Source organism: Sphingopyxis sp. BSNA05 (assembly GCF_013265645.1).
In the GTDB taxonomy this organism is placed as follows: Bacteria; Pseudomonadota; Alphaproteobacteria; order Sphingomonadales; family Sphingomonadaceae; genus Parasphingorhabdus.
In genome coordinates, this window is record NZ_PYIA01000014.1 from 1 (window position 1) to 871 (window position 871).

The 871-nt window shown below is 51.9% G+C and carries 1 protein-coding gene and 1 pseudogene; both read right to left on the minus strand.

The genetic code is table 11. The features are described from left to right. A partial coding sequence (locus tag C8024_RS01895; protein ID WP_173202748.1) for a type-F conjugative transfer system secretin TraK occupies positions 1-527 on the minus strand: 527 nt, incomplete at its 3' end. A 34-nt stretch (positions 528-561) separates the two neighbouring features. Further along, positions 562-871, minus strand: a pseudogene (locus tag C8024_RS01900) (TraE/TraK family type IV conjugative transfer system protein); the annotation flags it as partial.

Here is an 871-nt window from a genome sequence, read left to right on the forward strand (position 1 = left end):
GCGATGATGGTCTGCTCTTCGCTTCTTTCGTTTTCCCATGTCTCCGCCTCCGGTTTTGCAAGGGCGGGGTTGGTAATAAAAAGCTGATGCGCTTCCACAGGGGCCGTGTGACAGGCAAATTTATAGACAAAACCCTGTTTGCTGGTGGCGAAGAAGCTAACGCTGTCGCTGGCGAAGCTTGGCGGCACGGAAATATAAATATCGCCGCGCACCGGTTCGTGCGTTACGCCAAAATCATTATAGGGATAACCTGAAGCGATTTTTGAAACACTTGAAAATTCATCGCCAACCAAAGCAATACGGGTCAGCTCATCGCGCGATAATGTGCAGTCAATTTTCGCATTGTCGGCCGCTTCGACAAACTGGTCTGCCAAAGCGGGTGATGCGCTTAACGAAAGGGCGGTTATGAGTAATGCAGCGCCAAGAGTTTTGAATCCTGGATCGGGAAGCCGCGCCGCGCCCCAACTGATGCTCGCTATGCCGCTGCCCAGCAGACAGGCGGGCAGAGCTGTAAATATGCTGCTCATGACGAGGCATCCTTCTGTTTAGTTTTTGCTGTATTTGCTGTTCTTGATCGGTTGGGACTTGCGTAAAACCGGTCAGCGCGAGCCGAAGACCGGAGTAGTTCCAGCTGAAAACAAACTTACGCTCTTCGCTGGCGATTACTTGCGCGCCGACAAACGTTTTGAGCGTTCCGGTCACTTCGGACCTCAGTTCTTTCGGATCGATCACGAGTGAACGGATGACAAAGGCCTGCGCAATATCGGAGCCGCGTTGTTCGGAAACAATTTTGACCAATTCTGATTTGAGACGGCCATGGGCACTGGGATCGGCTAGTTTGAGAATCTGCTCCATCCAGTAATCAAGCCCT